We start from the raw sequence: 26,445 nt of genomic DNA on the forward strand, positions 1-26,445 counted from the left end.
ACTTAGATCTTGCCAACCAAGTCCAGGGACGGAGCCAGAGTGGCCTCGCCTTCTTTCCACTTGGCTGGGCAGACTTCGCCTGGGTGAGCGGCAACGTACTGAGCGGCCTTGATCTTGCGCAGCAGCTCGGAAGCGTCACGGCCTACGCCGCCATCGTTGATTTCAACGATCTTGATCTGGCCTTCCGGGTTGATCACGAAGGTGCCGCGGTCAGCCAGACCGGCTTCTTCGATCAGCACGTCGAAGTTGCGGGAGATGGCCAGGGTCGGGTCGCCGATCATGGTGTACTGGATCTTGCCGATGGCTGGCGAAGTGTTGTGCCAGGCAGCGTGAGCAAAGTGGGTGTCGGTGGAAACGCTGTAGATCTCAACGCCCAGCTTCTGGAATTCGGCGTAGTTGTCGGCCAGATCTTCCAGCTCGGTTGGGCAAACGAAGGTGAAGTCAGCCGGGTAGAAGAACACGACAGACCATTTGCCTTTCAGATCAGCGTCCGACACTTCGACGAATGCGCCGTTTTTGAATGCGGTAGCTTTGAACGGTTTAACTTGGCTGTTGATGATAGGCATCGTTGACTCTCCATCAGTGGTTGAAAACATTGGGTGAAAACTTGATGGGGAGAATCCTAACCAATGACTTGCCGCTTGGCTCATTGGCAAACCTGATGCTATCGATTGGCTTTGACTATCAGCCGACAGTATTAATAGAAGAAACCTTTGACTACCGACGGACCGGCTGCGGGTCAATCAGCGCCATGCCCATGAACGGGCTGGCCTCAACGTAGCGCATGGCGGACTTCAGGTCCTTCCAGCCCACATAGCTCATCAGGGACTTGAGGTCCCACCCGCTGCGATGGGCCCAGGTGGCAAAACCACGGCGCAACGAATGGCTGGTGTAATGCTCGGCATCAATGCCGGCGCGCTCCAGGGCCTGGCGCAGCAATGGAATCACGCTATTGGCGTGCAACCCCTGTTCGCTCAGGTGGCCCCAGCGGTCGATGCTGCGAAATACCGGACCGCGCACCAGTGCGGCGCTGTTGATCCAGTCGACATAGGCCTGCACCGGGCATAAGCGCTGCAGCGCCGGCGTGTGAAAAGTGCGCCCCAGGTTGTCGCGATCTCCCTTGCTGCGCGGCAGATAGAGGCTGATGCCGGAACCGGCCACAGCCTGCACATGCTCGATCTGCAAGCGACACAGTTCGTCACTGCGAAAACCCCGCCAGAACCCCAGCAGGATCAGCGCCCGGTCGCGGCGTGCTCGCAACAGGTCGGCCTGACGGCCTTCGGCGGCAGCGGCTGCGCCCTCCTCGTCAAGCCAGCCAATCACCTGCTCCAGGTGTCGTAACTGCAAGGGCTCGGCTTGTTTCTCACGCACTGGATGCAATGCACGAATGCCCTTGAACACTTGGCGTACCACGGGCGCCTTGGTCGGATCGGCAAAGCCCTGGCTGTTGTGCCATTGAGCCAGGGCAGAAAGGCGCAACTTCAGGGTGTTGATCGACAACTCCCCGGCGTAGGCCGCGAGATAACGGGCCACGCTCTCCGCCGTCGTCGGCAGGAACCCGCCCCACTGCACCTCGAAATGCTCAATCGCTGCCCGATAACTGCGACGGGTGTTATCGCGGGTAGCGGCTTGCAGGTAACGATCCAGTTCACTCATGACAATTCAACCCCGGCAGATGTACGGCCATAAAAGACAAAGAAGCGCCGCATGCCCCATGACACTGGGTAATACTACAATATCCCAGGTCATATTTTCTCTATCTAGCAGCTTCATCCATCTGTACAATCACTATCAATTACATACCATGTATCACAGTATCAAATCGTTGGAGGAGCCATGGCTCGCGGAGGCATAAACAAGGCGGTGGTGAAGAAAGCGCGTCAGGCGATTCTTGCCCGCGGCGAACACCCCAGCATCGATGCAGTACGCATAGAAATGGGTAATACCGGTTCGAAAACCACCATCCACCGCTATTTGAAGGAGCTGGATGACGGCACCAGCCGCCGAGATGCGGGCCCGATGCCGCTGGATGAAGAGTTGAGCGAACTGGTGGGGCGACTGGCTCAACGCCTGCAGGAGCAGGCCCAGGAACCTCTGGAACAGGCCCTCGCCCACTCCGAACAACGGAAGCAGGCCTTCGAGCAGCAATTGGAGCAAGCGCGGCAGACCCAAGAGCAACTGCAACAGCAGCTACAGATCCAGGCCAGCGCCCTGGCCGGGGAAAGTGCCGCCCTGCAAGACACCCGCTCCATGCTGCAGAGCGAACAGACCCGCAACGCCGAACTCAATCAAGCCTTGAAGGATTGCCATCTGCGCCTGGAAGACAAGGAGCAACAGATCCGCTCCCTGGAAGAAAAGCACCTGCATGCCCGGGACGCCCTGGAGCACTATCGCGCCGCCAGCAAGGAACAACGCGAACAGGAACAGCATCGCCACGAAGGCCAGATCCAACAGGTGCAAATGGAGCTGCGCCAGGCTCAACAGAGCGCACTGGTACGCCAGGACGAAATCACCCAACTGCATCGTGACAATGAACGTCTGCTCAGCGAGCAGCGAGCCACCCACAAGGAGCTTAAGCTGGCCCAGGACGCCGCGAGCAAGAGCACCGTATCGCAGGCACTGCTCAGCGAGCAGCTGGCGCGCCAGGACAGCGCCGTCACCCTGCTCCAGGAACGCTTACGCGTAGCCTCGGAGGAGATTCAGGCACTCAAGGAAAGAGCCGACAAACAGGCTCGATTGAGCAAGGAGATGGAGTTGCGCGCCGCCAAGGCCGAGGCCGGCCTTGAGGCGCTGCGCCTGGCTGCGGCAACCAAGGCGCAGCCAGACATGCCTGCAGACGCGTGATCAGTCCGCGACAGGGGTACGCAGGGTAACGAACTCTTCGGCAGCCGTCGGATGCACGCCGATGGTTTCGTCGAAGTCGCGCTTGGTGGCTCCCGCCTTCAGGGCAATCGCCAGGCCCTGGACGATTTCCCCGGCATCAGGTCCAACCATGTGGCACCCCAGCACCCTGTCGCTCTCGGCATCCACCACCAGCTTCATCAGGGTGCGCTCCTGGCAGTCGGTCAGAGTCAGCTTCATCGGCCGGAAACGGCTTTCGAAGATCTGCACCTTGTGCCCCGCCTCGCGCGCCTGCTCTTCGGTCAAGCCAACAGTGCCGATATTCGGCAAGCTGAAGACCGCCGTCGGAATCATCCGATAATCCACCGGGCGATACTGTTCCGGCTTGAACAGACGCCGAGCCACAGCCATGCCTTCCGCCAAGGCCACAGGCGTCAGTTGCACGCGACCAATTACATCGCCAATGGCCAGGATCGACGGCTCGCTGCTCTGGTACTGGTCGTCGACCTCGATAAAGCCGCGCTTATCGAGTTTGACACCGGTATTCTCCAGCCCCAGGTTGTCGAGCATCGGCCGACGCCCAGTGGCGTAGAACACGCAATCTGTTTCTAGCTTGCGACCGTCCTTGAGGGTGACCTCCAGACTGCCATCGGCCTGCTTGTCGATGCGTTCGATATCCGCATTGAATTGCAGCCCCAGGCCGCGTTTGGTCAGCTCTTCCTGCAAGTGCTTGCGCACCGCACCATCAAAGCCACGCAGGAACAGATCACCGCGATACAGCAACTGGGTATCGGCACCCAGGCCGTGGAAGATCCCGGCAAACTCCACCGCAATGTAACCACCGCCCACCACCAGGACACGCTTTGGCAAAGCCTTGAGGAAGAACGCCTCATTGGAACTGATGGCATGCTCGCGGCCGGGAATATCCGGAATCTGCGGCCAGCCACCTGTGGCAATCAGGATATGCCTGGCACTGTAGCGCTGCCCATTGACCTCCACCTGATGAGGGTCGATCAACTTGGCATGGCCTTCGTGCAGGGTCACGCCACTGTTGACCAGCAGATTACGGTAGATGCCATTAAGGCGATTGATTTCGCGATCCTTGTTGGCGATCAGGGTCGCCCAATCAAAGTTCGCCTCGCCCAGTGACCAGCCAAAACCCGAGGCCTGCTCGAAGTCTTCGGCGAAGTGAGCTCCGTACACCAGGAGCTTTTTGGGCACGCAGCCGACGTTGACACAGGTACCGCCCAGATAGCGGCTCTCGGCCACCGCGACTTTCGCCCCGAAACCCGCAGCAAAGCGTGCGCAACGTACACCGCCGGAACCGGCACCAATTACATAAAGATCAAAATCGTAGGCCATTTCACTCTCCCAGGCAGACTGACAGCATAACCGCAGATGGCGATCGGGTCAGCGCCGTGGCTTTACATAAGGGCGGGCAATGAAAAAGCCACCCGAAGGTGGCTTTTTCCGACAACCCCGCGAGGCGACTATCAGTACGCCTTGCCGGTCTTGTAGAAGTTCTCGAAGCAGAAGTTGGTCGCGTCGATGTAACCCTCGGCGCCACCGCAGTCAAAACGCGTGCCCTTGAACTTGTAGGCCATTACACAACCGTTCTGCGCCTGCTTCATCAGGGCGTCGGTGATCTGGATTTCACCCCCCTTGCCCGGCTCGGTCTGCTCGATCAGGTCGAAGATGTCCGGCGTCAGGATGTAACGACCGATGATCGCCAGGTTCGACGGAGCGTCTTCCGGCTTTGGCTTCTCGACCATGCTGTGAACGCGATAAATGTCGTCGCGAATCATCTCGCCGGCGATCACGCCGTACTTGTTGGTTTCCTGCGGGTCGACTTCCTGGATGGCCACGATCGAGCAGCGGAACTGCTTGTACAGCTTGACCATCTGGGTCAGTACGCCGTCGCCTTCAAGGTTGACGCACAGGTCGTCCGCCAGTACCACGGCGAAGGGTTCATCACCGATCAGCGGGCGACCGGTCAGAATCGCGTGGCCCAGGCCTTTCATTTCGGTCTGGCGAGTGTAGGAGAACGAGCACTCATCCAGCAGTTTGCGGATACCAACCAGGTACTTTTCCTTATCGGTGCCCTTGATCTGGTTTTCCAACTCGTAACTGATGTCGAAGTGGTCTTCGAGGGCGCGTTTGCCACGGCCGGTCACGATGGAGATTTCAGTCAGTCCAGCATCCAGCGCTTCTTCAACGCCGTACTGGATCAGTGGCTTGTTCACCACCGGCAGCATTTCTTTAGGCATGGCTTTAGTCGCTGGCAGGAAGCGAGTACCGTAACCGGCTGCTGGGAACAAGCATTTCTTGATCATATGAGTCCTTAAAAAGGCTGTGCGTACGAGTTTCGGCGCAGTCTAATCAGGCCGCGTGCACCTTACAATGCCCCGCGCTGGCTAACCGCTGCCATCATAGAGAAATAAAGCGCCAGATAGTTCCGCAGCATCCTCCAGATAGCGCACGGCGTAAACCTTCATCACCTCACAGGGCTTGTAAACCGTCGCCTGGAGCCTTGACCAGCCAGATCGAGATGCTTCCCATGCGAGCCCGCAAAGGCACAGACAATTGCATTGTCCACGCAACACTGATGGCACCGTCGACGGCGGCGAAATAACCCTTGGATTCCCGACACAAGAGCTGCCATATCCAGATGCGGCACTTTTCGGTAATGCCTGCGGACTAAGGTGATGCGCTGTACCGAAATGGCCATTAGCTATAGCATCGCCACATCGATACCCGCCTCTCAATACATCCCCATCCCAGACGACGAAATCCCCCCATGAACAGACTTCTCGCAGTCACCGCTGTACTGGCTCTGACCGGATGCGCCACGGCTTCCAACACCTATCTGACCAATGGCGAACAAGGCCTGAGCATCGACTGCTCCGGGGAAGCCGGCTCCTGGGCCAGCTGCTATGAAAAAGCCGAAGCGTCCTGCGCCGGCACGGGCTATCAGATCGTCAGCACCGAAGGCACACCCGCCCCCAAGGAAAGCGACAAGACCCTGGGAGTCGACGTTGGCAACTACAAAAGCCGCAGCGTGGTAGTCGTCTGCAAGTAGCGGGCAAGCACCCCACTACATGTGAATCTCGGCAAACTTGATGCCCAGGCCGCGAATGGTTTCGATCAGATCGTCAAGACGGGAAAAGGATTCCACCTCGTCGCTCTCATCCACCAGAAAGTAGCTGCGTCCGGCACTCTTCTTGAAAAACACAATCCATTCCCCGGAGTTGGCCGGGTTCTGAATCACATGAGTGGCAGAGATCAAGCCCTCTGCATGCTTTTCCCTGACGTGTTCCCGCTTCATGCTTTCTCCCAAAAAGACGATGCCGCCAAGGCTTGAACCCGGGCGGCATCGTTGACGATAGGAGATAGTTTATCGGATGCCCTGGCCTATCAGCACGCCCTCTACTGTCTGACCGTACAAATTTACCCCGTCATTGGCGTGAAACTTGATTCGGGTCTTCTCGATGGAGCCCTCCACCAGACGCGGGTCCTGGGGCCGCTCGTGGCTGTTGACGAAGGCCGCCACATCCCAGGCCTGCTGGTCGCTCAGGCTGCCGCCCTTGCCCAGGGGCATGTTGTGCTTGATAAAGGACGCCGCCGTATTGATCCGATGCATCCCCGCGCCCCAGTTGTAGGAATCCTTGCCCCAGAGCGGCGGCATCACATAGTCCGCACCAGCCTTCTGGCCCTGACCTTGCTCGCCATGGCAGACCGCGCATTGCGCCTGATACACCGCCGCGCCCTGCTTCAGGTCATAGCCCTTGGCAGGCTGGGCCACATCCGGATACCCCCTTCCAGGCAGCTCCACGCCCAGGGGCGCCTTGCTCGCCAGCCAGTACGCATAGACCGACAGCGCAGTAATCTCCGGACTGTCCGCCGCCGGCGGCCTGCCACCATTCATGCTGAACTGGAAGCAGCCCTGCAAGCGTTCGGCAAAGGTGTTCACCTTGTCGTTCTTCTTGCGGTAGGCGGGATACATCGGATAGGCGCCCCAAAGCGGCGCGGAGTTGGCCAGGCGGCCCTGGTCAAGGTGACAGTTGCTGCAATTGAGCCCGTTGCCCACGTACTGCGGCGCCAGGCGCTTGGTGTCGACAAACAAGGCATGACCTTCGCGCACCAGCTTGCCGTAGGCGTTGTCCGGTAACTCGCTCTCGGCCGGCGGCTGGAAGTACTGGGTATGAGCGGAAGCACTTGGCGCCGGTATCTGCGACTGATCCTCTATGGCGATGGAGGCGGCCTGAACTTGAACGGCAAGCAATGCCATCAACGGCCCGGCAATCAATAGTTTCATGGCCGCGCCTCCTGAGGTTGCAAGCTGGCAAAGTAGTCCGCCACTGCGGTGACTTCTTCGGCACTCAAGGACTTGGCGACATGCCCCATCAGGTCATTGGGGTCGTTGTGCCGACTGCCATCGCGCCAGGCATTGAGTTGCGCCACCAGGTAGCCGGCCGGTTGCCCGGCTAGGGGCGGAAAAGCCACACCGACACCGACACCGCCAGGCCCGTGACAACTGACGCATTCGGGAACCTGCCGCTCCCAGGCGCCCCGCAAGGCCAGGCGCTCACCGACACCGCTGGCGGCCTGGCTACGGCCGATCGCCTGGGTTTTCGGCCCGGGCATGGCCGCGAGGGTACCGGTCACGGCGGTGATTTCGTCTTCGCTCAACGCCTTGGCCAGAGGCTGCATGACCGGACTGCTGCGTGCACCGCTGCGAAAGTCGTGCAACTGCTTGGCCAGATAGCCCGCCGGCAAGCCGGCAAGACGCGGGAACCCGGCGGGGGCCAGGCCCATCGCGTCCGCTCCATGACAGGCCAGACAAGCTGTTGCCCCTGGCTGGGTGCCGCCTTGGGTGAAGACTTTCTGCCCATCCACGGCGTGGGCAGATTGTGCAATCAGTAGCATCAGGCCACTCAATAGCATTCGATCCAGTGGGATCATATGGACTCCATTATTCTAGTTATATGCTTAGACCCAGCGGGCATAAGCACACAAATAGTAGGGCAATCGATCCATAGCGACAATGCGAAATTGGTGCGGGTATCTGATGCTGCTCACGAGAGCCGTTTCGGGCCCTGGCGCGGCCCTGGGCTTGGGGTCAGCCGGAGATGCAGGCCTCCCCCGCCTTGCGCACATCCTGTGGCCGCAGGGGGTTGTTGGACATTTGCTCGTGCAGCTTGATGCTGCTGCCGCCGGAGCGCTCATCGATGTAGAACACCGCCGCCGGAGCCGCCGACAGGCTCTGCGGGACGATCACCCGGTAACCTTCCTTGCGCGGCTCAACCTGCAGTGCGCCACGGCTGCCGGAAAGCTTCCCGGACAGGCAATTGGCGTACTCCTGGGGCTTCTTGCCAGAGATGACACTCAGGGTCGGCGGCGTCTGGTTGATATCCGAGACGGAGGCACAACCGCTGATGGCCATGGCCAGAACCCACACCCAGCGCTTCATATAAAATCTCCAATAAAAATCCATCCGACAGCACAGGCGCTGCTTTTCTCCAGAGGCACGGCTTTATCGCCGATAAAAATCCAAATAACTGTTTTAAATTGTCAAAGCCCGAGGCCGGGGCCGAATAATAACCCTTTGGGCCTGATAAACTGCGCCATCGCCCACGCCAACGTTTTGTTTTTGTAGATATAGCCCTTCTGGAGGCGCCCATGAAATTCATCCACCAGCGCGAGCACCTGAACGAAGACGATATCGTCGTCATCGAATGCTCCCAGGTCTGCAACATTCGCCTGATGAGCGACGCCAACTTCCGCAGCTTCAAGAATGGCGGTCGTCACACCTATCACGGCGGAGCCTTCGACAAGTTCCCCGCCAAGATCACCGCCCCCAGCACCGGCTTCTGGAACATCACCATCGACACCGTCAACCGGCGCCCCATCAGCGTGACCCGCAAGCCGAACCTGACTCACTCGATCCGCATCATTCGTCGCTCCAGCTCGAAACTGCGCTAAGCCCCAACCTCCTCGCGACAACAGGTAACCCCGTGCCTCAGACCACCAAATACGTCATCAAATACAAGCTCAATGGTGAGCGCCGCTTCGAATTTGCCCAGCTTGAAAACGGTACCCAGGAAGAGGCCCGGGCCGCCCTGGAAGCCCTACATGGCCAGTCCGACGACGTCATCAGCGACGTCAGTGTCAGCAAGGCCTTGTAGGCCGTCTTTGCCCAAGACCGATTCAAGCGCAAGCAGCGGAGTGTGCATGGGGTGCCTGAGCCCCAGACTGGAGGAAATCTCTTGCACCCAGGACACTCCCGCCATGCCTGTTTCCTCGCTCCAGGATCGCCTGCAACAACTGGACTGGGCCCGTATTGAGCAGGCCCTCGACGAGGACGGCTGCGCCCGCCTCGAAGGCCTGCTGACTGCCGGCCAATGCCAGTCCCTCAGGGACCTGTACAAACACCCTGCGCTGTTTCGCTCGAAAGTGATAATGGCCCGCCATGGATTCGGCCGTGGCCAGTACCAGTACTTCCGTTACCCCTTGCCGGAACCGGTCGCCGAGTTGCGCCAGCAGCTGTATCCGTATCTGGTGGACCAGGCCAATCGTTGGAACCAGAGCCTGAATATCGACATCCGCTACCCGGCAGAACATTCGGCATTCATCCAGCGTTGCCAGAGCGCGGGACAGCAGCGCCCCACTGCGCTGTTGCTGCAGTACGGCCCCGAGGACTACAACTGCCTGCATCAGGATCTGTATGGCGAGCACGTATTCCCCTTGCAAGCGGCCTTCCTCCTGTCCCAGCCTGGAACGGAGTTCACCGGCGGCGAACTGGTGCTCACCGAGCAGCGTCCGCGTATGCAGTCACGGCCACAGGTCATTGGTCTGAAGCAAGGTGATGGGGTGATATTCGCCGTGCATCATCGGCCGGTAAAAGGTTCCCGCGGGTACTATCGAGTCACCCTGCGCCATGGCGTCAGTCGCGTGCACAGCGGCCAGCGCCACACCCTTGGAGTGATTTTTCACGATGCCTTGTAGCCATGAGCCGCCCGGCAGCCTCGGGCTTTTCGATGAAAGCGATCTGCAACAGCCAGCACGCATCGAGGTGCTTGGCCCCCAGTCACGCGTCCTGCGCGGCTTCGCCCTGCCGTGGATCGAAGGGCTACTACCACAACTTGAGGAAGTGCTGGCCGCGGCGCCGTTTCGCCACATGATCACGCCCGGCGGCTTTACCATGTCCGTCGGCTTGAGCAGTTGCGGTCAGTTGGGCTGGACCAGCGACAGCAACGGCTATCGCTACAGCCCCATTGATCCGCAAAGCCTGCGTCCCTGGCCGGCAATGCCCGAGGTGTTCCGCCAGTTGGCGCAGACGGCAGCCGAAACCGCCGGTTTCAAAGGCTTCAACCCCGACTCGTGCCTGATCAACTGCTACCGGCCCGGCGCGAAGATGTCCCTGCACCAGGACAAGAACGAACGCGACTTCAGCGCCCCCATCGTCTCCCTGTCCCTGGGTCTGCCGGCAATGTTCCTTTTCGGCGGCCAGCAGCGCAAAGACAAAAGCCAGCGGGTGCCATTGCTGCATGGCGATGTGGTGGTCTGGGGCGGCGTCGATCGCCTGCGCTATCACGGGGTGCTGCCCCTCAAGGACGGCAGCCATCCCCTGCTCGGCCAGCAACGGATCAACCTGACCTTTCGCCGTGCCGGTTCCAAGGCAGAGTTCAACCGCAAGCCCCGGAGTGCCGATCAGGCACCGGGCCGTTAATCTGGCCGCCACTCCGCGCCGAGCACCGACCATGAATGCCCTGACACACAAACAACAGATTGAACAGGACCCACGCTGGCAAGCCGTGCTCAAACGCGACGCCCGCGCCGATGCGACGTTCGTCTATGCCGTCCGGACCACCGGGGTGTACTGCCGCCCCAGCAGCCTGTCGCGCCTGCCAAAGGCGGAAAACGTCGAGTTCTTCGACAGCGCCCAAGAGGCCGAGGCGGCGGGTTATCGTCCGAGCAAGCGTCAGGCCAGCGACCAGACCCAGGTGGCCGCGCACCATGCGGCACTGGTGGCCGCGGCTTGTCGGCAGATCGAGGCCGCCGAGTCGGCCCCCAGCCTGGAGCAACTGGCGCAGCATGCGGGCGTCAGCAGCTACCACTTCCACCGGGTATTCAAAGCCGCCACCGGGCTTACACCGCGGGGCTACGCCAATGCGCAACGCTCGCGCAAAGTCCGCAGCCACCTGCAAAGCGGGCATACAGTGACCACCGCCCTGTACGACGCCGGCTTCAACTCCAACAGCCGTTTCTATGAAGCTGCAGATCAGTTGCTGGGCATGAAACCCAGTGACTACCGCGCCGGCGGGCCCAACACCGATATCCGCTTCGCCGTGGGCCAGTGCTCCCTGGGCGCGATCCTGGTGGCCCAGAGTCACCGGGGCGTCTGCGCCATCCTCCTCGGGGACGACCCCACCCCGTTGGTGGAGGAACTGCAGGACAAGTTTCCCCGCGCCAACCTGATCGGTGCCGACGCAGATTTCGAACGCCTGGTCGCCCAGGTCGTGGGCTTTGTCGAGGCGCCGGCCATCGGCCTTGACCTGCCCCTGGACCTGCGCGGCACCGCCTTCCAGGAACGAGTGTGGCAGGCCCTGCAAAGCATTCCCGTCGGCAGCACCGCCAGCTACGCCGAGATCGCCCAGCGCATCGGTGCCCCCAAGGCCATGCGCGCAGTGGCCCAGGCCTGCGCGGCCAACACCCTGGCGGTGGCGATCCCCTGCCACCGGGTGGTGCGTAGCGACGGCAATCTTTCTGGCTACCGCTGGGGCGTGGAGCGCAAGCGTCAGTTGCTGGAACGCGAAACGCTGTCCGAGACCTGAATCCCGATGTAGATCGCCAGCGAATCGGCGCTGGTATAGACCTCAAAGTCCGTGGCAAATGCCCGATCTTGAGCGCCCCAGGGAAAAGTCAGCTGGCCGAGGACGCCCCTCTCCTGCTAAAAACCACCGGCTGCCTCGTCCAATCCTGCCGCCGGAGAACCATGCACATGAGCCAATGGACCGATAGTCGCCTCCTCGATCTGCTGGGCATCGACCTGCCTATCATTCAAGCCCCCATGGCGGGCGCCAACGACTCCGCCATGGTGATTGCCGTGTCCCGGGCTGGCGGTCTGGGCTCGTTGCCATGCGCCATGCTCACCCCGGAACAGATCCGCCAGGAAGTGCAGGTCATTCGCTCGGCCACTCGGCAGCCGCTGAACCTGAACTTCTTCTGCCATCAGGTACAGGCCGTGGACAGCGAACAGGAGAGCCGCTGGAAGAACGCCCTGCAACCCTACTACCGGGAACTGGGCGCCGACTTCGATGCACCGACGCCAGTCAGCAATCGGGCGCCCTTCGACGAAGCGGGTTGCCAGTTGGTGGAAGAGCTGCGGCCCGAGGTGGTGAGTTTTCACTTCGGATTGCCGGAGCCGGCGCTGCTGGACAGGGTCAAGGCCACCGGGGCCAGGGTGCTCTCTTCGGCCAGCACCGTGGACGAAGCCCTATGGCTCGAAGCGCGCGGCTGCGACGCGGTGATTGCCATGGGCTACGAAGCCGGTGGCCACCGGGCAATCTTCCTCAGCGACGACCTCAACACCCAGGTGGGCACCATGGCCCTGGTGCCGCAGATCGTCGACGCACTGAAGGTGCCGGTGATCGCCGCCGGCGGCATCGGCGACGCCCGGGGCATTGTCGCGGCAATGGCTCTGGGCGCCTCGGCGGTCCAGCTGGGCACTGCCTACCTGTTCACTCCAGAAGCCAACATCAGCGCCGCCCATCACCGGGCCCTGCGTACCGCCAAGGAAAGCCAGACCGCACTGACCAACCTGTTCACCGGCCGCCCCGCTAGAGGCATCGTCAACCGGGTGATGCGCGAAATCGGCCCCATCAGCTCCCTGGCGCCAGCGTTTCCCCGCGCCGGCGGAGCCTTGCTGCCGCTGAAGGCCAAGGACGATGCCGACTTCGCCAACCTCTGGTCCGGCCAGGCCCTGCGCCTGGGCGTGGAGCTACCGGCCTACGAGCTGACCCTGCGTCTGGCCGAACAGGCCCTGGCGCAGCTCAAGCGGCGCTGACCGGCCGGCGCCGCGACCACGGTCGCGGTGCTGGTTGCCGCACCGGTTAATGTGCCGGTTGCAGCCCTTTGCCAGCGAGGCCTGCGGCACAGTTCCGCTCATCGAGAATTCGCTATATATTTCGCTATACAGCGACACTCGCTGCCCTGGGTGCAGATTCCCTCCGAGCATTCGTTGCCCAACGCGCCCTTCTCACCAATGGAGCTGTTCGATGAACCTTCGTGCTTCAGGTTTTGCCCCGACTTGCCTCGCTAGCCTGCTCGCCCTCTTCGCCTTCGGCTCGGCCCAGGCCGCTGAAGTCCAGGTGGCGGTCGCTGCCAACTTCACCGCACCGATCCAGGCCATCGCCGCCGACTTCGAAAAAGACACGGGCCACAAGCTGGTGGCCGCCTACGGTGCCACCGGGCAGTTCTACGCCCAGATCAAGAACGGCGCGCCTTTCGAGGTCTTCCTCTCTGCCGACGACAGCACCCCGCAGAAACTCGAAAGCGAGGGCGACATCGTCAAGGGCTCGCGCTTCACCTACGCCATCGGCACCCTGGCCCTGTGGTCGGCCAAGGACGGCTACGTCGATAGCCAAGGCCAGGTACTCAAGGACAACCAGTACCAGCACCTGTCCATCGCCAACCCCAAGGCGGCGCCTTACGGCCTGGCCGCGACCCAGGTGCTGGCCAAGCTGGGCCTGACCGACAAGGTCAAGGCCAAGATCGTCGAGGGCCAGAACATCACCCAGGCCTATCAGTTCGTCTCCACCGGCAACGCCGAACTGGGTTTTGTCGCTTTGTCGCAGATCTATAAAGACGGCAAAGTCACCAGCGGCTCAGCCTGGATAGTCCCGGCCCAGATGCATGATCCAATCAAGCAGGATGCGGTGATCCTCAACAAGGGCAAGGACAACCCGGCCGCCAAGGCGCTGGTTGACTACCTCAAGGGGCCCAAAGCCGCCGCCGTCATCAAATCCTACGGTTATCAACTGTAAATGAGCCTTTCGAGTGCCGATTTTTCCGCCATCTGGCTGACCCTTAAACTGGCGTCCCTGACGACCCTCATCCTGCTGGTCATCGGTACTCCGATTGCGTTGTGGCTGTCGCGCACCCGCTCCTGGTTGCGCGGGCCGATCGGCGCCGTGGTGGCTCTGCCCCTGGTATTGCCACCTACGGTGATAGGTTTCTATCTGCTGCTGGCCCTCGGGCCCAACGGCTTCTTCGGCCAGTTCACCCAGTCCCTGGGGCTGGGCACCCTGACCTTCAGTTTCAGCGGCCTGGTGCTGGGCTCGGTGATCTATTCCATGCCCTTTGTGGTGCAACCGCTGCAAAACGCCTTTTCTGCCATTGGCAGCCGCCCGCTGGAAGTGGCCGCCACCCTGCGCGCCAATCCCTGGGACACTTTTTTCTCGGTGATCGTGCCCCTGGCGCGGCCGGGCTTCATCACCGCCTCGATTCTCGGCTTTGCCCACACCGTCGGCGAGTTCGGCGTGGTGCTGATGATCGGCGGCAACATCCCTGACAAGACCCGGGTGGTCTCGGTGCAGATCTACGATCACGTCGAGGCCATGGAATACGCCCAGGCCCACTGGCTGGCCGGAGCCATGCTGGTGTTCTCGTTCCTGGTGCTGCTGGCGCTGTACTCCAGCCGCAAGACACGTGCTGGCTGGAGCTGAGTCGATGAGCATTCACGTCAAGCTGAACCTGAACTACCACGACTTTGCCCTGGACCTCGACCTGCAACTGCCGGGGCGCGGCGTCACCGCGCTCTATGGCCATTCGGGCTCGGGCAAGACCACTTGCCTGCGCTGCATTGCCGGCCTGGAAAAGGCCGGACGCGGGCGGATCCAGATCAACGATGAAATCTGGCAGGACAGCCAGCGCAAGCTGTTCGTCCCGCCCCACAAGCGCTCCTTGGGTTATGTATTCCAGGAGGCCAGCCTGTTTCCCCACCTGTCGGTCCAGGCCAACCTGGAGTTCGGCCTGCGCCGCATTCCCCGGCAGCAGCGCCGGGTGGACATGGCCCAGGCCACCGAGTTGCTGGGCATCGGCCACCTGCTCCAGCGCCACCCGCAGAACCTCTCGGGCGGCGAACGCCAGCGTATCGGCATCGCTCGAGCCCTGCTCACCAGCCCACGGCTGCTGCTGATGGACGAACCCCTGGCGGCCCTGGACTCGAAACGCAAAAGTGAAATCCTGCCCTATCTGGAGCGGCTGCACGACGAGCTGGATATCCCGGTGCTGTACGTCAGCCACTCCCAGGATGAAGTGGCGCGGCTGGCCGACCATATCGTCCTGCTCAGCGACGGCCGCGCCCTGGCCAGCGGTCCCATCGGGCAAACCCTGGCACGACTGGATCTGCCCCTGGCTCTGGGGGATGACGCCGGGGTCGTGGTGGAAGGCCGGGTCAGCGACTATGACGCGACCTACCAACTGCTGACCCTGCAACTGCCCGACAGTCAATTACAGGTGCGCGTGGCCCACCAGCCTCTGGCGCTGGGCAAATCCCTGCGCTTCAAGGTCCAGGCCCGGGACGTCAGCCTGAGCCTGCAGGCCAGCGAACACAGCAGCATTCTCAATCGCCTGCCGGTGACCGTCAGCGACGAGATTCCCGCAGATAACGCCGCCCACGTCCTGGTACGCCTGGACGCGGCCGGCACCCCGCTGCTGGCCCGCATCACCCGCTACTCCCGGGATCAGCTCGACCTGCACCCCGGCCAACAACTCTGGGCGCAGATCAAGGCGGTGGCAGTACTGGCGTGACACCGGGCAAGCCAGCCCTCTGGCATGCGCGCCGAACCGGCAGCGATCGCCTGAACTTCACGTTGAAACGCGCCTGGATATAAAAAAGAGGTCATGACACTAGAACGAGTTCGATTACTTCATCGTAGTTGCCCGGGACTCTCGATCCATCGAGCAACTACGACAAATGACGACACTGTTTCAGAGGGAAATAGTTCAGGTAGTAAATTCAACCACTCCGCCGTTCAAGTGATACATGGCACCGACTATTTTTATTTTCCCTTCTTTTTCCAACTGGCTCAGTATGGAACTTTCCTGGCGAATTTCATTGATGGTGTTCTGCACGTTGGTCTTGGCCACTGCATCCACAAACTCATCGTTCTTACTGCTGCGTTCTCCAGCGTACTTAGTTGCACCGATGGCCGGTTTGATCTTGTTCAGCAGCCCGGTCAGGCTACCCAATTCGACATTGTCGATAGCACCTTTGATGGCGCCACATGCGGTATGCCCCATCACCAGAATGACTTTGGCCCCGGCGGCCGCACAGGCGAACTCCAGACTGCCGATCAGGTCACTGTTGGCGACATTCCCGGCGATACGGGCATTGAAGGTATCGCCAATCCCGGCATCCAGAATGATCTCCGCCGGCGCCCGTGAATCAATGCAACTGAGGATCACCGCCGCCGGAAACTGCCCACTCGCACTGGCTCTTTTCTGTGCCAGATAGTCGTGTTGATCCATTTTTCCGTTGCGAAAGCGCAGGTTGCCTTCCTTCATACCGGCAATGACTTGATCCGGCGTCATGTTATCGCGCTCTTCCTTGCTCAAGGACGCGGCATAGGAAAAACTTGATATACCCAGCCCCGCCCCTGCGACAATACTGACAGCAGTCAAACCCAGCGCTTTTTTCAACACCGTACGTCTACTACTGGATGAGCATTCTTCACAATTATTAGTAACGTTGTTTTGCATGTCAGTTACCTCGAACAATAAATTCCGGAGATCCACCATCTGAATTAAAGTTCGCACCTCAAACTTAGTCAACCCAACAAAACCCGAACAACCCAAAGATCAAAAAACTGCAATTAAAACAATAACAACAAAAAATAAAAAAACTTTCACATTGATAATTCCCAGTCTCGCTCCAGGGCTGAGGAGCCTTCTGCGGGACCTGGAGCAAACGGCGCAATCCATATGAAAGTTCCCGTCGGCGAATCAGCGGGCTTGTCAGCCAGATAATTCCGCGGTTAGGCTACGCACCTTCTTTCCCGTCCCTGGACGATTGCCGACGTGAACAACTAAGCCTTCCCAAAATGTCTTCGCAATGAGCCCTGCAAGTGCTCATTGGCCTGCTAACACATTTTCCGGAGGTGCTGATGACTCACGTCACCCGGCTGCCTGCGCTGGTCTCACTGAACCAGCTGACTTATCAATTCGCCAATGGCGAAACCTTGCTCGATGCCCTGACCCTCAGCTTCGATCGCCTGCCCACGGCCATAGTCGGGCGGAATGGCATGGGTAAATCCCTGTTGCTGCGCCTGATCGCCGGAGAACTGCAACCCTCTTCCGGCAGCCTCAATTGCGCCGCCAGCCTCGCCTATGTCCCCCAGGACCCGCTGCCTGCTCCGCAACAGACGGTGGCCCAGGTCGCAGGCGTCGCTGAAACCCTGCGAGCCCTGCAGCGCCTGGCAGCCGGTAACGCCGACCCGGAGGACCTGCTGCGGGTGGATGACCGCTGGGACCTGGCCGAGCGCCTGCGCCAGGCTCTGGATGAGGCCGGCTTGCAACACCTGGAACCGGATCATCCGGCAGCGAACCTGAGCGGCGGGCAACTGGCTCGAGTGGTGCTGGTCGGTGCTCTGCTCAGCGACGCCGAGCTGCTGTTGCTCGACGAGCCCAGCAACCACCTGGACCGTGCCGGACGCCGCTGGCTGATGGAGCAACTGCGCCACTGGCGCGGCGGCTTGATCCTGGTCAGCCATGACCGCCAGCTGCTGATGCAGGTACAACGCATCGTTGAGCTCAGTCCCCAGGGAGCCCAGGTCTACGGCGGCAACTACGCGCTGTACCAGGCTCAGCGTCAGGCCCATGACGATGCCGCCCAGGCGGCACTGGAACACGCCCGCACCCAGCGCAGCCGTGAACACAAGCGTCTGCAACGCGAGCACGACACCATCCAGCGCCACGCCGCTACATCGCGTAAATACGCCAAGACCGCCAACATCTCCAGCTTCGAGCGAGCCAAGATACTGGGCGCCGCCCGGGACATCATGGGCCAGGTGCGTCACAGCCATCAGGGGCACAAGAGCGCCCTTGATGAGCAAGTACGCAGTGCCTATGCCCGGGTTGCCGCGCAACAACCGACCCTGCTGACCCTGCCCGATACCACCCTGCAGGCAGGCCAGCCAGTGCTCAACCTGCAGCAGGCGCAATTGCCCTGGCTAGACCGCCGGTCGCCGGCGTCCTGTCTCACCTGCAACGTCAGCGGACCGGCGCGCATTGCCCTGGTCGGCCCCAACGGTTGTGGTAAATCCACATTGCTGAAGATGCTCGCCGGTCAATTGCAACCCCTGAGCGGCGACTGCCGGGTGACGGTGAACAGCGCCTATTTGGACCAGCACCTGCTGCAACTGGCCCCCGGCACCTCATTGCTGGAGCAACTGGCCAAGGCCGCTACACCACTGGAGGAAAGTGCCTTGCGCACCTGCCTGGCACGCCTGCAACTGGATGCTCGGCGGGTGCAGCAACCCTGCGCCCTGTTGAGCGGCGGAGAGCGACTGAAAGCGGCGTTGGCGCTGGCATTGTGGGGGGGCAGCCCGGCGCGCTTGCTGCTGCTCGACGAGCCAACCAATCACCTGGACCTGGAATCGGTACAGGCCTTTGAACAAGCCCTGCGGGACTACCCCGGGGCACTGGTAGTGGCGTCCCACGATCAGGACTTCCTCCAGGCCCTGGCACCGACCCATGAGCTGCAATGGTCCCCACGGGGCTGGGAGTTACTGGAGCGTCGCCAATAACACAGTGCCTTACCGCAAAAAACCGCGGACAGGCGCGTGCCCATGCTAGGTTCACGTCCTCTTATCCATAGACAAGGAGCGTCACGCCATGCAGTTCGGCTACACCATCATCTATGTGCCCAAGGTCGAAGATTCCCTGGCCTTCGCCGATCACGACCTGGCAGAACTGAACTTCAAGGCCGGCCACGTCGCCGCCCATTCCTCGCCGCAACCCCTGGGCATGGAACTGGGACTGGTGACCGACGACGTCCATGCAGCCCATGCCCGAGCCCTGGAACAGGGCGCACAGGAACTTGCGGCCCCCAGCAGCAAACCCTGGGGGCAGACGGTGTCCTACGTGCGTTGTCCGGATGGCACCCTGGTGGAGCTCTGCACCCCAGTGGGTGCTTGAGTCCAGGGAGGACGGGAGGAAGTCGGGCAGCAGGAAGTCGGGCAGAACGTTACTTGAGCTTGACGGCGGTCCCGGTGGCAAACACCACCACCATGCCGCCACGCCCTGAAGGCATGCTGATCTCGAAATCCACGCCGACCACTGCGTCGGCGTTGAACTGACGGGCCCGCTCCTTGATTTCACTGGTGGCCTGGATCCGCGCTTCCTTCAAGGCGCGCTCCAAGGTCTGAGAGCGACCACCAAAGAAGTCGCGCATGCCGGCAAAGAGATCGCGGACCACGTTGATACCCTGGACGGATTCAGCACTGACGATATCCAGATACGCGGCAATTTCCCGACCTTCGATATGGGCGGTGGTGGTGACAATCATGTATTTCTCCCTTGAACAGACATTCCGTCCCGAATTCCCGGGACATTAAGGCTGGCGATGGTATCAGAGCGACGGTGAGGGTCGGTCATGGGCAACAATGGCGTCGCCACACACAACAGCCCCGCTCTGGAGCGGGGCTTGGGATCAGGGCTTCAAGGGCCGTTCTTCGTCCAGTTCCGACAGGCTCTTGCCATCGTCCGGGTGTTTCCAGGTTTGCGGTGGCGGCTCCTTGTGTTCGACCTGGTACTGCGCCGCCTCGTCACTGCGCTCCTGCTCATAAGGGCGTTGCTGTTGTGTTGCCATGCCCACCTCTCTTCCTGAAGGGATTTTTAACTCGCCATTTCAGGTTAGAACAGATCCGGCAACGGCTCGTTTTTGCCGACAAAACACACCCTGAGCAAGATGAAACTTCTTTCACCCAGACGCTAACTCCGTCTGCGTATAGTTGCTTCGCTCATTCAAGCAACTACAGTTCGCCCGCGCGCTCGCGCGGGCTTTTTTTTGCCTCAAGCCCCTCTGCGGGGGAGCTGTTACTGCGGATCAATCTCCTGGCAGTCCTTGAGCAGTTGCTGCTCCTTGGCGGTGTGATCTGCCTCCAGGAACGACAACACGCCCAGCTTGCCCTTGGTGTGCCAGCGAAAGCTGTTCTGTTCGTCGTCTGCCACATACAGCGCGCCGGAAGCCGAGCGAGCAATGTGCATGGGAATCAATTGGTCCTTGTAGTAGAGCGTGGCAAACGAGGTGCCATTGTCGATATTCAGATAGGCCGCATCGATGCGGACATTACCCTCGCACTGATAGCGCGCCACCTGGCTCTGATAGGTCGGCTCAGGGGCGGGCGCCTGCGCCTGGGCAGCCTCGGTCAAAATCGGCAGGGCCGAAGCCAGAGCTGCGGCGCAGAGCGTTGCGAGACGAGTTTTCACGGTATTTCCCCCGATTGGTCAAAGATGCCCCATGGGACTGGTGACAGCGATTTTAGTTCATGCCCGAGAGGCTTCACCCTGCGCTGCGAACCGTTCCAGGACAGCGGCTTGATCATGATGCGCACCCGGTGCCGTAACTGGCCTAGCTCGATCCCATCGCGGGTACGAGCCTCAACATAGCCACAGGCTCTCCAGAAGCCCTCGGCCCGCACGTTCGCGAACACCACGCTCAGGCGCAGCCAGCGCGCGCCCATTCCGGCCGCCCAGTCTTCAAGCTCGCGATGCAGCTGCCGGGCAATGCCCCGGCCCCGCAGCGAACTGGCCACCATGAACAGACCCACGTGCCAGACCCCGGGCGCCAGCAGATCGCTGACGATACTGACCATGGCCACCAGGGCACCTGTCCCGTCGAAGTAACCGATCTTCCACTTGCGAGTGAAGGACCAGCCCTCTGGCAAGCGGTCATCGATTTCATCGCGGGCTTCGTCCGGCTGCGGTGCACAGCCGTGAACAATGTGGAAGTAGTCCGGATTCTCAACGAAGAACGCCTGCAACCGCTCGACATCCACCAAGGTGATCTCCCTGACTAACAGTCCAGTGGATGAATGAGGCAATGGTCCTTGTTGCATGGGGTAACGCTCCGAAAGGGCCACAAGACCCGAGCATGAAAAGGCGATCCTAGCGCTCCCTGTGCAACCGGGGGCATGGCTAATTTGTTGAAAAAATGTGTAAGGCACTCTGCCAGACCAAGACTCAGGCAGGCGCCAGGACTTATCATCGACGCCCCTCGCCAGCGGCTCAGCCCGGCCCCACCCAGCAGCGGATTCCAACCATGTCCACCCCTCTGTCTTCGCCGGGCTACCAGCGTTTGCTGGCCCTACAGCAACGCATCCATGACTTCACCCGGGACCAGGCAACCGAGCGCGACGACCACCCAGAAGACCTGACGGGGCCGCTGTGGGTCAGTGACTACAACTACCTGGCCCTGGCCCCGATACGTGGTGGCCTGCATCTGGAGTTTCATGGCGAGCTGTGGGATGAGCCCTTTGCCTGGACCCTGGAATGCCTCGCCGACCAGGCAGTGGCCGACACCCTAAGTTCCCTGGCCTTTTCCGGCCCGGACCAAGGGGCAAACGGCACCCGCGAATGGGAGTTCACGCCCTTGTTGGACAGCGACGTGAACTTTCCCATTCTCAGGTCGCTGTCGGTTCGCCCCAGCGAGCCCCAGGATCACAATGCCTCGCTGATCCAGAAAGCCGGCATGCTGATGGAGGAGGCAGGAGAAATCGCCCGCTTTGTCGCCAAGGCGCCGCATCTGAGCGAATTGACCCTGCCCAATGCCCCCGACTCGAGCTTCTTCCAGGTCCATCTGCCGCACCTTACCCACCTGCGCATTGGCGGCCATTGGGACACCCAGCACTTCATTGCCAACCTGGCCGGCTCGGACAATCTGCCGCGGCTGAGCAACCTGGACTTCACCGAATCCAGCGCGCTGCAGAACAACTGGGCGGATCAGCGCGAAGAACAGTCCGTCACCTCCTTCGCCGACTATGAACAACTATTCGCCAGTGCTGCCTGCGACCCTTTGAGCGTGCTGCGCCTGCGCAACACCTGCCTGAGCCTGGAACAGCTCGAGAGCCTGCAACACCTGCGCCCTGCATTGCAGTTCATGGTGATCCAAGCCACTGGCGGCGGCTACGTAAAGCATTTTGCCCGGCAAGTATTTCCCTGGCGGCATCTGGTGCAGCCGGATCCGGGACAACGCTGAAACAGCCAAGGAACAGCAGGCGACAATCAGTGCTAGGTTTAAGCGTCGATTAATTGAGTTTCCACTCTGGGCGCAAGTTTGCAGTCTCCGCCATGACCGAAAGGAATCGTTCATGAACGCGGACTCCAAACTGAAAAAAACAACCGGAAACACTGCCAAAAACCTGCTTTATCTGCTCTACAGCCTCTGCAGCTACGTGATTTTTCTCCTGACCTTCCTCTACTTGATTGGTTTTCTCGGTTCGTTGTTGGTACCAAAAAACATTGACTCAGGGGTATATCGCCATGGGCTGGTTGCAACAGTTATAGATATCGCCCTTATCACCCTGTTCGCGGTCCAGCACAGCGTCATGGCCCGCGAAGGCTTCAAGAAAAAAATAACCAGGCTCATTCCCGCCCCCATAGAGCGAGCGACTTATGTTCTATGCAGCAGCCTGATGCTGATCCTCTTGTTCATCCTGTGGCAACCCATCCCGGCCAAGGTATGGAGCGCTCAGTCCGAGGTGCTCAGGGCGTTGTTGAACGGCTTGTACTGGGCGGGATGGGGACTCGCATTACTGACGACGTTTCTGATCAGTCATTTGGAGTTGTTTGGTTTGAAACAGGCTTTCCGTGGTTTCTACAAAACTCAGCCCGAGCCCCTGAACTTCATTGCGCCCTGTCTCTACAAAGTTGTTCGCCACCCCATGTATCTGGGTTTTCTCATAGCCTTCTGGACAACGCCTGAGATGACTATCGGACACCTCGTGTTCGCATTGACCTGCACCGCTTACATATTCGTGGGAACCCATCTCGAAGAGAAAGACATGGCCAGAGTCTTTGGCAAGCAGTACCTGGCTTATAAACAGCAGGTTGGCATGCTGCTGCCCTCACGCAAAAAGCCCTGAGTTGCGAAGAAGGTTGAACGCTCTTGAAATCCTGATTGGGAGGACGTCTCCAACAGTCACTCCCCTCCCCCACAGGTCCTGCAAGAGAAACGCACCTGCCGTCGACATAGACCTGATATGACCAATACGCCGCTATTGAAGAGGCGCGACAGTCACATCGGCCTGCCCGCTCCGGGCCAGTGCGGCCTTGACGAATCCTTCGGCCTTCTTGCGCTTGATGAAGTCCCTGACATAGGTCGCGCCTGCTTCCCGCTGCCGCGGCACTGCCATGGCCTGACGAATAGCCGTAAACGCACCCTCCAGTACACGATAACCCGCAGTGTTGGCCGCCATCTGTTCCAGGGGTTGGCGCACGCCGGCCGCCGCATCCAGATGCTGGTGAAGATAAAGATCGATCGCACCCGCCGAGGTTTCCGCCCGTTCAAGCTGAGCATGTTTCAACGTACGAGACAGAAACAGGTCATAGGCCGCGCCTTTGCCCACCGCCAACCGCAGGCCTGGCTGGTCGAGATCCTCGACCGCCTGGAAAGGTGAATCCTTCGCCACCAGATAGGTGCCCTCAATGATGACGTATGGCTCGCTGAAGGCGATCTGCTCCTCACGCACCGGCTCGATAGCCAGAAAAGCAACATCCCAGACGCCCTCCTCCAGCGCCGCAAAGACCTTGCCGGCGGCATCGAAAGTGGCGCACTGCAAACTTACGCCGAGCTCTTCAGCCAGAGCTTCTGCCAAGGCGACCGACACACCTTGCGGCGAACCATCGCTACCTTTTTGCGCCAGGACTGGGTTGCCAAAGTTAATCGCGGCCCGCAGCACGCCTTGCGGTGCAAGGTCGTCCAGGACCGCGCGGTTGATAGCACTCATGTTTTGCTCCGTGAATGAGGTTCAGTGAAAAGCAGGACCGATTTAGCCGATACAACTACCTGATGAGCTCTGACTAGCGCGTAACTGTCAACGCACTCACACAGCAGCCACCTCAATCCTTCTGCCGTTGCGACCAACCGATAATCATAAAGACGCTCCCGGGTATCCAAAAACCGGGGTTCGAGGTTCCCATCCCTACAGCAAGCAAGGTCATGCCAACTACGAACAATGGCTGCCGGAACACATTTTCCATAACAAAAGAACCTCCTGAAAAAATCAGCCTCATTTAATCAGAAACTCTCCGTTTAAGTGCAGTCAACACCACATACCTTCTACCGCGCTCGGTTGGAGCGCCTGCCGATGTTTTCTCAAGGCAATAAAGAACCCGCTCAGGGCGGGTTTTAAGGGAGCCGCTTAAAAGCCTGCTCGGGAGTGGACAGTACCAGCTTCAGAAAGCAGGTCCGGATTCAACCGGACCTGCCAGATGACCTGCCTAAGGGCATTCACAGGTAGACGGACCAAACACCGGGCCACTGCACGGGTCCTTGGATGGGCCAAATACCGGGCACGCGGCCTGGGCAGTCAGGGAAAAACCACAAAGCAGCAGTACAGCCAACATGACTTTCTTCATTTGTAACCTCCTGGTCAGTAGACGAGCAATCCATGCCCCCCTGTCGAGGGCACAAGCCAATATCAGGGACATTCGCAAACCGTAGGCCCTAGAACCGGTCCCGCACAGGGATCTTCCCCAGGCCCCAGTACGGCGCAATCCGCCTGCGCCGTCAGTGAGAACATCCACAACAGCAGCGAAGCCGCCAACATTTTCCTTTTCAATGTGATCTCCTTGATCGAAACAATGATAACTATCCGTGTTCGCCCCTGTAGCCAGGCCATTGCCCGCTGAAGGCTCAAACACCCGTCCCTCACGCACCTACCGCCAGATCGGTCCGCGAGCACGCCAAAGGACCCGAAACAGAAAAGACCAGTCACGTCGGTTGCGCCAGTGCGGTGTATTGTCGCGCCAGAGGCTAAACGGATCCGAAGTCATCATTCCTATCGGATAGGCTAAGACCTTGTCCAACGCGCTATCAGGAGTCCATTTTTCACCATTGGTTTAACGAGGCACTTGCTTCAAAAGGCGCGCTTATCGTTATCGATCGCAGCCATAACCAAGTGATCGGCTCCTCTCGCTATTACGAATTCGATGAGAAGAAACGAGAAGTGACGATCGGGTACACCTTCCTGGCTCGTGATCGTTGGGGAGGCGGAACCAATAGAGAGTTGAAACATTTAATGCTGACCCATGCATTTCAATGGGTGGACACTGTTTGGTTTCACGTTGACAGCCAGAACGTTCGCTCTCAACGCGCCATGGAAAAAATCGGCGGGCACCTCTCCCATCGCGCCATCAGACAACTCACTGATCGCACTCAAGAGTACCTGCTCTACAAAATAGAGAAGCCGAGTCGCTTTGATTAATACAAAAGCCCGGCATTTGGCCGGGCTTTGCATTTCACATACAGGAGCATTCAGCTATGCACCACCAATACACTTCCTGTCTATTGCAAGCTCACCGCGAACCTGGACTTCTCGTAAACCAATCTCGGTTGCTCGTGAGCCCTTGACTCCAGCAGAGCGCTCACCATAGATCTGTGAGCCTTGCACACCCGAGTATCTCACGCACTTGTACATGATCAGTCACTGGCAATGAAGGATGCCGCGCTCCTTAGAGCTCTGTACCCGCGCCTCCTCTAAAAATCATCGGCTTTTTAAAATCACACCACTCATATATTGATTTAAATCGCGAAAATCATTAACCCGCCAAGAGAATGGCGATAGCTTTACACCATTCTCCCGTAAAGTTCTTGGAATCAAGTCGCCATTGGGTCGCAGTATTACTGATGAAACGATAACGCCTGGATAATCATTTAGGCGTTTTTTAAATGCGGATGTCGTTAGATCAGGCGTGGGCGGATTGCTTTTATTTGCCAATGGCCCCGTTCCCTTGATATCTGCTCCGTGACACATAGCGCATCGCTGTAGATAGAGATTTTTTCCATTGGCATTATCCGCGAAGGATAGGGATGCTTGAATCAACGACATAACCCCTAGCGAAACGATGAGCAATACTTTTTCTTTCATTTTTTATGTGGCCTTATTGGACAAACAAGATCTGAATCGAAGGAAAACCCCGGTCATACCTCTACAACACTCAACTCTCTCGAGAACATCTAGACCGAGATTATTCATTAGCAAGGTGCTTACCCCCCGAGAAGTAAACTTCAGACCAAACGGTATTTCGCTTGACATGCCCGACCACTAGCCTGATATCAGCTCGTTGATTTAACAGAACTGATCCTAATGACGGTGATTAGAAGCCCGCCATTCTCCTTCGAGACGCTCTTGCGTGCAACGATCGTTCAGAAAGGCTAATGAACAATCCCAAGGCTGTGCACACGTAAAGAAGGACACCCGCGGTGCTTTCTTCCGGCAAACCTGGCCACACCGGGCTCTGTGCCCGATGTTGGTTCGAGCGACTGGATGAAGGCGGCCCCAAAAAGCCTTTCATTGACCTGCCTTTCACTCGCACGCA

32 protein-coding genes and 1 pseudogene are annotated in these 26,445 nt (G+C 59.6%); 16 read left to right on the top strand and 17 right to left on the bottom strand.

What is annotated here, in order from left to right; translation table 11 throughout:
- Window positions 1-2: 2 nt before the first annotated feature.
- Both ahpC and KHO49_RS16080 read right to left on the bottom strand, forming a co-directional pair.
- Window positions 3-566, bottom strand: coding sequence for an alkyl hydroperoxide reductase subunit C (gene ahpC, locus KHO49_RS16075; RefSeq protein WP_011061677.1), 564 nt, complete (start codon window positions 564-566; stop codon window positions 3-5).
- A 151-nt stretch (window positions 567-717) separates the two neighbouring features.
- The gene (locus tag KHO49_RS16080; protein ID WP_102882611.1) at window positions 718-1,656 is read right to left on the bottom strand and encodes a site-specific integrase; all 939 of its coding nucleotides are present in this window, start codon (window positions 1,654-1,656) and stop codon (window positions 718-720) included.
- Between the two features lie 180 nt (window positions 1,657-1,836).
- Between KHO49_RS16080 and KHO49_RS16085 the strand changes: the two genes are divergently transcribed.
- Window positions 1,837-2,844, top strand: coding sequence for a DNA-binding protein (locus tag KHO49_RS16085; protein WP_213665311.1), 1,008 nt, complete (start codon window positions 1,837-1,839; stop codon window positions 2,842-2,844).
- Here the strand turns inward: KHO49_RS16085 and gorA are convergent, their stop codons facing one another.
- Together gorA and galU are read right to left on the bottom strand one after the other, a co-directional pair.
- The gene (gene gorA, locus KHO49_RS16090) at window positions 2,845-4,203 is read right to left on the bottom strand and encodes a glutathione-disulfide reductase (protein ID WP_213665312.1); all 1,359 of its coding nucleotides are present in this window, start codon (window positions 4,201-4,203) and stop codon (window positions 2,845-2,847) included. It abuts the gene before it with no gap.
- 131 nt (window positions 4,204-4,334) lie between these two features.
- On the bottom strand, window positions 4,335-5,174 hold the full coding sequence (gene galU, locus KHO49_RS16095) for a UTP--glucose-1-phosphate uridylyltransferase GalU (RefSeq protein ID WP_007935647.1): 840 nt from the start codon (window positions 5,172-5,174) through the stop codon (window positions 4,335-4,337).
- Between the two features lie 464 nt (window positions 5,175-5,638).
- Between galU and KHO49_RS16100 the strand changes: the two genes are divergently transcribed.
- Window positions 5,639-5,920 carry a hypothetical protein gene (locus tag KHO49_RS16100; protein WP_102882608.1) on the top strand — a complete coding sequence of 94 codons (282 nt, stop codon included), beginning with the start codon at window positions 5,639-5,641 and terminating at the stop codon, window positions 5,918-5,920.
- A gap of 15 nt (window positions 5,921-5,935) precedes the next feature.
- Here KHO49_RS16100 and KHO49_RS16105 read toward each other — a convergent pair whose 3' ends face one another.
- The 4 genes from KHO49_RS16105 to KHO49_RS16120 all read right to left on the bottom strand — a co-directional run bounded on the left by KHO49_RS16105 (window position 5,936) and on the right by KHO49_RS16120 (window position 8,311).
- Window positions 5,936-6,166 (bottom strand): hypothetical protein, encoded by a 231-nt coding sequence (locus KHO49_RS16105; protein WP_102863256.1) that lies wholly within the window; start codon window positions 6,164-6,166, stop codon window positions 5,936-5,938.
- 69 nt (window positions 6,167-6,235) lie between these two features.
- Window positions 6,236-7,156, bottom strand: coding sequence for a c-type cytochrome (locus KHO49_RS16110; protein ID WP_213665313.1), 921 nt, complete (start codon window positions 7,154-7,156; stop codon window positions 6,236-6,238).
- Window positions 7,153-7,803 (bottom strand): c-type cytochrome, encoded by a 651-nt coding sequence (locus KHO49_RS16115; RefSeq protein ID WP_102882606.1) that lies wholly within the window; start codon window positions 7,801-7,803, stop codon window positions 7,153-7,155. The genes KHO49_RS16110 and KHO49_RS16115 overlap by 4 nt, the downstream gene beginning before the upstream one ends.
- Before the next feature lie 157 nt (window positions 7,804-7,960).
- Window positions 7,961-8,311, bottom strand: a complete 351-nt coding sequence (locus KHO49_RS16120) for a hypothetical protein (RefSeq protein WP_102863253.1) — start codon at window positions 8,309-8,311, stop codon at window positions 7,961-7,963.
- A 209-nt stretch (window positions 8,312-8,520) separates the two neighbouring features.
- Here KHO49_RS16120 and KHO49_RS16125 point away from each other — a divergent pair, with 209 nt between their 5' ends.
- From KHO49_RS16125 to modC, 9 genes are all read left to right on the top strand, one after another.
- A complete protein-coding gene (locus KHO49_RS16125) occupies window positions 8,521-8,823 on the top strand; it encodes a DUF1883 domain-containing protein (RefSeq protein WP_011061687.1) in 303 nt (100 codons plus the stop codon).
- Window positions 8,824-8,855: 32 nt separating this feature from the next.
- A complete protein-coding gene (locus KHO49_RS16130; RefSeq protein WP_162884057.1) occupies window positions 8,856-9,026 on the top strand; it encodes a hypothetical protein in 171 nt (56 codons plus the stop codon).
- A gap of 103 nt (window positions 9,027-9,129) precedes the next feature.
- Complete coding sequence (locus KHO49_RS16135; protein ID WP_102882604.1) at window positions 9,130-9,846, top strand: 2OG-Fe(II) oxygenase; 717 nt, start codon at window positions 9,130-9,132, stop codon at window positions 9,844-9,846.
- Window positions 9,836-10,570 carry a DNA oxidative demethylase AlkB gene (gene alkB / locus KHO49_RS16140; RefSeq protein WP_213665314.1) on the top strand — a complete coding sequence of 245 codons (735 nt, stop codon included), beginning with the start codon at window positions 9,836-9,838 and terminating at the stop codon, window positions 10,568-10,570. Before KHO49_RS16135 ends, alkB begins: the two co-directional genes overlap by 11 nt.
- Window positions 10,571-10,601: 31 nt before the next feature.
- Window positions 10,602-11,675 (top strand): bifunctional DNA-binding transcriptional regulator/O6-methylguanine-DNA methyltransferase Ada, encoded by a 1,074-nt coding sequence (ada, locus tag KHO49_RS16145; RefSeq protein ID WP_213665315.1) that lies wholly within the window; start codon window positions 10,602-10,604, stop codon window positions 11,673-11,675.
- A gap of 167 nt (window positions 11,676-11,842) precedes the next feature.
- Complete coding sequence (locus KHO49_RS16150) at window positions 11,843-12,907, top strand: NAD(P)H-dependent flavin oxidoreductase (RefSeq protein ID WP_102882601.1); 1,065 nt, start codon at window positions 11,843-11,845, stop codon at window positions 12,905-12,907.
- A gap of 211 nt (window positions 12,908-13,118) precedes the next feature.
- Complete coding sequence (modA, locus tag KHO49_RS16155; RefSeq protein WP_123394285.1) at window positions 13,119-13,886, top strand: molybdate ABC transporter substrate-binding protein; 768 nt, start codon at window positions 13,119-13,121, stop codon at window positions 13,884-13,886.
- Window positions 13,887-14,567, top strand: a complete 681-nt coding sequence (modB, locus tag KHO49_RS16160; RefSeq protein WP_213665316.1) for a molybdate ABC transporter permease subunit — start codon at window positions 13,887-13,889, stop codon at window positions 14,565-14,567.
- A 4-nt stretch (window positions 14,568-14,571) separates the two neighbouring features.
- Window positions 14,572-15,654, top strand: a complete 1,083-nt coding sequence (gene modC / locus KHO49_RS16165; RefSeq protein WP_213665317.1) for a molybdenum ABC transporter ATP-binding protein — start codon at window positions 14,572-14,574, stop codon at window positions 15,652-15,654.
- 195 nt (window positions 15,655-15,849) lie between these two features.
- Here modC and KHO49_RS16170 read toward each other — a convergent pair whose 3' ends face one another.
- Entirely contained in the window at window positions 15,850-16,605 is a 756-nt protein-coding gene (locus tag KHO49_RS16170; protein ID WP_213665318.1) for a carbonic anhydrase, read from the bottom strand.
- Window positions 16,606-17,009: 404 nt separating this feature from the next.
- Between KHO49_RS16170 and KHO49_RS16175 the strand changes: the two genes are divergently transcribed.
- Together KHO49_RS16175 and KHO49_RS16180 are read left to right on the top strand one after the other, a co-directional pair.
- Window positions 17,010-18,650 (top strand): ABC-F family ATP-binding cassette domain-containing protein, encoded by a 1,641-nt coding sequence (locus tag KHO49_RS16175; RefSeq protein WP_110652761.1) that lies wholly within the window; start codon window positions 17,010-17,012, stop codon window positions 18,648-18,650.
- Between the two features lie 88 nt (window positions 18,651-18,738).
- Window positions 18,739-19,041 carry a VOC family protein gene (locus KHO49_RS16180; protein WP_213665319.1) on the top strand — a complete coding sequence of 101 codons (303 nt, stop codon included), beginning with the start codon at window positions 18,739-18,741 and terminating at the stop codon, window positions 19,039-19,041.
- Window positions 19,042-19,090: 49 nt separating this feature from the next.
- Here the strand turns inward: KHO49_RS16180 and KHO49_RS16185 are convergent, their stop codons facing one another.
- The 4 genes from KHO49_RS16185 to KHO49_RS16200 form a co-directional block, all read right to left on the bottom strand.
- Window positions 19,091-19,411 carry a YbjQ family protein gene (locus tag KHO49_RS16185; RefSeq protein ID WP_102863244.1) on the bottom strand — a complete coding sequence of 107 codons (321 nt, stop codon included), beginning with the start codon at window positions 19,409-19,411 and terminating at the stop codon, window positions 19,091-19,093.
- 144 nt (window positions 19,412-19,555) lie between these two features.
- Complete coding sequence (locus KHO49_RS16190; RefSeq protein ID WP_162884058.1) at window positions 19,556-19,714, bottom strand: hypothetical protein; 159 nt, start codon at window positions 19,712-19,714, stop codon at window positions 19,556-19,558.
- 227 nt (window positions 19,715-19,941) lie between these two features.
- Window positions 19,942-20,334, bottom strand: coding sequence for an MliC family protein (locus tag KHO49_RS16195; RefSeq protein WP_102882596.1), 393 nt, complete (start codon window positions 20,332-20,334; stop codon window positions 19,942-19,944).
- Window positions 20,331-20,963, bottom strand: a complete 633-nt coding sequence (locus tag KHO49_RS16200; protein ID WP_213665320.1) for a GNAT family N-acetyltransferase — start codon at window positions 20,961-20,963, stop codon at window positions 20,331-20,333. The genes KHO49_RS16195 and KHO49_RS16200 overlap by 4 nt, the downstream gene beginning before the upstream one ends.
- A 203-nt stretch (window positions 20,964-21,166) precedes the next feature.
- On the opposite strand from KHO49_RS16200, the gene KHO49_RS16205 reads away from it, so the two are divergent.
- Both KHO49_RS16205 and mddA read left to right on the top strand, forming a co-directional pair.
- Window positions 21,167-22,102 (top strand): hypothetical protein, encoded by a 936-nt coding sequence (locus KHO49_RS16205; RefSeq protein ID WP_213665321.1) that lies wholly within the window; start codon window positions 21,167-21,169, stop codon window positions 22,100-22,102.
- Window positions 22,103-22,214: 112 nt separating this feature from the next.
- A complete protein-coding gene (mddA, locus tag KHO49_RS16210; protein WP_102882593.1) occupies window positions 22,215-22,988 on the top strand; it encodes a methanethiol S-methyltransferase in 774 nt (257 codons plus the stop codon).
- Between the two features lie 132 nt (window positions 22,989-23,120).
- Here the strand turns inward: mddA and KHO49_RS16215 are convergent, their stop codons facing one another.
- The 3 genes from KHO49_RS16215 to KHO49_RS16220 all read right to left on the bottom strand — a co-directional run bounded on the left by KHO49_RS16215 (window position 23,121) and on the right by KHO49_RS16220 (window position 24,686).
- Window positions 23,121-23,852, bottom strand: a complete 732-nt coding sequence (locus KHO49_RS16215; protein WP_102882592.1) for a transporter substrate-binding domain-containing protein — start codon at window positions 23,850-23,852, stop codon at window positions 23,121-23,123.
- A gap of 493 nt (window positions 23,853-24,345) precedes the next feature.
- Window positions 24,346-24,483, bottom strand: a complete 138-nt coding sequence (locus tag KHO49_RS31040) for a PA0050 family protein (RefSeq protein WP_240322014.1) — start codon at window positions 24,481-24,483, stop codon at window positions 24,346-24,348.
- A 62-nt stretch (window positions 24,484-24,545) separates the two neighbouring features.
- The gene (locus tag KHO49_RS16220; protein ID WP_003083582.1) at window positions 24,546-24,686 is read right to left on the bottom strand and encodes a PA0050 family protein; all 141 of its coding nucleotides are present in this window, start codon (window positions 24,684-24,686) and stop codon (window positions 24,546-24,548) included.
- Window positions 24,687-24,932: 246 nt separating this feature from the next.
- Between KHO49_RS16220 and KHO49_RS16225 the strand changes: the two are divergent.
- Window positions 24,933-25,331: pseudogene (locus KHO49_RS16225) on the top strand (GNAT family N-acetyltransferase); the annotation flags it as partial.
- Between the two features lie 279 nt (window positions 25,332-25,610).
- Here KHO49_RS16225 and KHO49_RS16230 read toward each other — a convergent pair.
- Complete coding sequence (locus KHO49_RS16230) at window positions 25,611-25,994, bottom strand: c-type cytochrome (protein WP_102882590.1); 384 nt, start codon at window positions 25,992-25,994, stop codon at window positions 25,611-25,613.
- Between the last annotated feature and the right edge of the window lie 451 nt (window positions 25,995-26,445).

Source organism: Pseudomonas sp. RC4D1, from assembly GCF_018390395.1.
GTDB classification, from domain to species: domain Bacteria; phylum Pseudomonadota; class Gammaproteobacteria; order Pseudomonadales; family Pseudomonadaceae; genus Aquipseudomonas; species Aquipseudomonas danubii.

Bases quoted from the DNA above. Each gene is read 5' to 3' on its own strand.
- ahpC (WP_011061677.1), bottom strand. From the start codon at position 566: ATGCCTATCATCAACAGCCAAGTTAAACCGTTCAAAGCTACCGCATTC.
- KHO49_RS16080 (WP_102882611.1), bottom strand. From the start codon at position 1,656: ATGAGTGAACTGGATCGTTACCTGCAAGCCGCTACCCGCGATAACACC.
- KHO49_RS16085 (WP_213665311.1), top strand. From the start codon at position 1,837: ATGGCTCGCGGAGGCATAAACAAGGCGGTGGTGAAGAAAGCGCGTCAG.
- gorA (WP_213665312.1), bottom strand. From the start codon at position 4,203: ATGGCCTACGATTTTGATCTTTATGTAATTGGTGCCGGTTCCGGCGGT.
- galU (WP_007935647.1), bottom strand. From the start codon at position 5,174: ATGATCAAGAAATGCTTGTTCCCAGCAGCCGGTTACGGTACTCGCTTC.
- KHO49_RS16100 (WP_102882608.1), top strand. From the start codon at position 5,639: ATGAACAGACTTCTCGCAGTCACCGCTGTACTGGCTCTGACCGGATGC.
- KHO49_RS16105 (WP_102863256.1), bottom strand. From the start codon at position 6,166: ATGAAGCGGGAACACGTCAGGGAAAAGCATGCAGAGGGCTTGATCTCT.
- KHO49_RS16110 (WP_213665313.1), bottom strand. From the start codon at position 7,156: ATGAAACTATTGATTGCCGGGCCGTTGATGGCATTGCTTGCCGTTCAA.
- KHO49_RS16115 (WP_102882606.1), bottom strand. From the start codon at position 7,803: ATGATCCCACTGGATCGAATGCTATTGAGTGGCCTGATGCTACTGATT.
- KHO49_RS16120 (WP_102863253.1), bottom strand. From the start codon at position 8,311: ATGAAGCGCTGGGTGTGGGTTCTGGCCATGGCCATCAGCGGTTGTGCC.
- KHO49_RS16125 (WP_011061687.1), top strand. From the start codon at position 8,521: ATGAAATTCATCCACCAGCGCGAGCACCTGAACGAAGACGATATCGTC.
- KHO49_RS16135 (WP_102882604.1), top strand. From the start codon at position 9,130: ATGCCTGTTTCCTCGCTCCAGGATCGCCTGCAACAACTGGACTGGGCC.
- alkB (WP_213665314.1), top strand. From the start codon at position 9,836: ATGCCTTGTAGCCATGAGCCGCCCGGCAGCCTCGGGCTTTTCGATGAA.
- ada (WP_213665315.1), top strand. From the start codon at position 10,602: ATGAATGCCCTGACACACAAACAACAGATTGAACAGGACCCACGCTGG.
- KHO49_RS16150 (WP_102882601.1), top strand. From the start codon at position 11,843: ATGAGCCAATGGACCGATAGTCGCCTCCTCGATCTGCTGGGCATCGAC.
- modA (WP_123394285.1), top strand. From the start codon at position 13,119: ATGAACCTTCGTGCTTCAGGTTTTGCCCCGACTTGCCTCGCTAGCCTG.
- modB (WP_213665316.1), top strand. From the start codon at position 13,887: ATGAGCCTTTCGAGTGCCGATTTTTCCGCCATCTGGCTGACCCTTAAA.
- modC (WP_213665317.1), top strand. From the start codon at position 14,572: ATGAGCATTCACGTCAAGCTGAACCTGAACTACCACGACTTTGCCCTG.
- KHO49_RS16170 (WP_213665318.1), bottom strand. From the start codon at position 16,605: ATGCAAAACAACGTTACTAATAATTGTGAAGAATGCTCATCCAGTAGT.
- KHO49_RS16175 (WP_110652761.1), top strand. From the start codon at position 17,010: ATGACTCACGTCACCCGGCTGCCTGCGCTGGTCTCACTGAACCAGCTG.
- KHO49_RS16180 (WP_213665319.1), top strand. From the start codon at position 18,739: ATGCAGTTCGGCTACACCATCATCTATGTGCCCAAGGTCGAAGATTCC.
- KHO49_RS16185 (WP_102863244.1), bottom strand. From the start codon at position 19,411: ATGATTGTCACCACCACCGCCCATATCGAAGGTCGGGAAATTGCCGCG.
- KHO49_RS16190 (WP_162884058.1), bottom strand. From the start codon at position 19,714: ATGGCAACACAACAGCAACGCCCTTATGAGCAGGAGCGCAGTGACGAG.
- KHO49_RS16200 (WP_213665320.1), bottom strand. From the start codon at position 20,963: ATGCAACAAGGACCATTGCCTCATTCATCCACTGGACTGTTAGTCAGG.
- KHO49_RS16205 (WP_213665321.1), top strand. From the start codon at position 21,167: ATGTCCACCCCTCTGTCTTCGCCGGGCTACCAGCGTTTGCTGGCCCTA.
- mddA (WP_102882593.1), top strand. From the start codon at position 22,215: ATGAACGCGGACTCCAAACTGAAAAAAACAACCGGAAACACTGCCAAA.
- KHO49_RS16215 (WP_102882592.1), bottom strand. From the start codon at position 23,852: ATGAGTGCTATCAACCGCGCGGTCCTGGACGACCTTGCACCGCAAGGC.
- KHO49_RS31040 (WP_240322014.1), bottom strand. From the start codon at position 24,483: ATGAAGAAAGTCATGTTGGCTGTACTGCTGCTTTGTGGTTTTTCCCTG.
- KHO49_RS16230 (WP_102882590.1), bottom strand. From the start codon at position 25,994: ATGAAAGAAAAAGTATTGCTCATCGTTTCGCTAGGGGTTATGTCGTTG.